At 66.4% G+C, this 1,596-nt stretch carries 2 protein-coding genes; one reads left to right on the forward strand and one right to left on the reverse strand.

The genetic code is table 11. The annotated features are described in order from the left end of the window. Window positions 1–855, reverse strand: an 855-nt coding sequence (locus tag BIS11_RS17065; RefSeq protein WP_253586653.1) for an SO_0444 family Cu/Zn efflux transporter, incomplete at its 3' end; no start/stop codon positions are given. Between the two features lie 38 nt (window positions 856–893). On the opposite strand from BIS11_RS17065, the gene BIS11_RS17070 reads away from it, so the two are divergent. Then, window positions 894–1,295: a helix-turn-helix domain-containing protein gene (locus tag BIS11_RS17070; protein ID WP_253425599.1), complete on the forward strand. Its 402-nt coding sequence runs from the start codon at window positions 894–896 to the stop codon at window positions 1,293–1,295. Window positions 1,296–1,596 lie beyond the last annotated feature (301 nt).

The following is a 1,596-nucleotide window of genomic DNA, read 5'->3' on the forward strand; positions in this document are numbered from 1 at the left end:
GTAGATCAGCAGCGCCCGCGTACCGAGTTCGCGCCGAAATACCGCCAGCGTCGCCAGGCTCGTGATGGGGCCCGCCAGCAGGAATACCAGCGCCATGCCCGGCGAAAGGCCGGCCAGCAGCAGGCCCGCGGCGATGGGCGTGGCGGCCGAGGCGCACACGTAGAGCGGTATGCCCACCAGCGCCATGAGCGCGAGCGCCCAGGGCCCCGAGAAGCTCGCCAGCGCCTGGGGCGATGCCCAGACCATCAGCACGCCCGCCAGCAGCAGCCCGATGAAGATCCATACGCTGAAATCGTCCAGCAGGTCACTGAAGGCGTAGCGCAATCCGGCGCGCAGGCCGTCGGGCTCGGTAGGCGTGGGCGCATTGCAGCCGTGGGAGGCGCAGCAACCCGTTGCCGGCGCCATCACGACCGGCGCCGGGTTGTTACCCGTCAGCCCGACCAGAATGCCCGTGACGATGGCAGTGACCAGCGCCCCGGCCACCCGCAGCAAGGCCATCACCGGCCCGAGCAGGGCGCTGGTCAGAAAGATCGAGTCCACCCCCACGCCTGGGGTGCTGATCAGGAACGCGGTGGTCGGCCCCCGTCCGGCGCCGCCTCGGTGCAGCGCCATCGCCGTGGGGATCGCCCCGCAGGAGCACAGCGGCAGCGGCATGCCGATGATCGAGGCGCGCAGCACGCCGCTCACACCCGCGCCGCCCAGCCAGCGCTTGAGCAGTCGCTCGGGAAGATACGCCTTGACCAGCCCGGCCACGAACAGGCCCAGCAGCAGCCAGGGAGCGGCGCTCAGCGCCACGCTCAACAACGATTCCATGAGGTTCATCGGCAACACCTGCTTGCGGTGGAAAGAGAGCATGGTTAGCCTGAACCCTGTAACCGTTACAGGGTCAAGTCATGGAACCCCGCTATCGCATCGGCGAGATCGCCGCGCGCACCGGCTGCTCGCCGGAAAGCATTCGCCATTACGAGAAGCGAGGCCTGCTGGCGGCTCCGGCCCGGGGCGAGCAGGGCTATCGCGTCTACGGCCAGGCGGCGCTCGAGCGCATCAACTTCATTCGTCACGCCCGCCACCTCGGCCTCGACCTGGCCACCATCCAGGAGCTGCTGGCCCTCTCCGATCAGCCCAACGCCGACTGCGCGGCAGTGGACGAGATCGCCAGTCGCCATCTCGCCCACCTGGAGGAGCGCATCGCCGCCCTCTCGGCGCTGGCGGACGAACTGCGTCTGGTCACCACCCAGTGTCGCGGCGGCAAGACTGCGGACTGCCGCATCATTCAAGCGCTCTTCGAGCACTGAAAGGCCGAACTTGGCAGGCACGACACTAATGACACGGATTCTCATGTACATTTACATATAAGAATCATTTTTATATGATCGTCGGGAACATAACGACATGACGCTCGCCCCCCAGGGCGCACACCGTCTATTTCCCAAGGGATCCTATGAAAACCGCACCCCGAGTCGTCAGCGCCTCGCTGTTGACCTCCGCCTGTCTGATGGCCGCCACCCATGCCAACGCGCAAGCCCAAACCGACGTACAGGCGCTCGGCACCGTCACCGTGACCGGCGCCAATCTTTACGAGAACATCGGTTACAC

The sequence above is a fragment of the Halomonas sp. 707D4 genome, from assembly GCF_024158685.1.
Lineage (GTDB): Bacteria > Pseudomonadota > Gammaproteobacteria > Pseudomonadales > Halomonadaceae > Vreelandella.

What these genes read in the sequence shown, in the direction of transcription:
- BIS11_RS17070 (WP_253425599.1), top strand. Translation starts at nt 894, where the DNA reads ATGGAACCCCGCTATCGCATCGGCGAGATCGCCGCGCGCACCGGCTGC.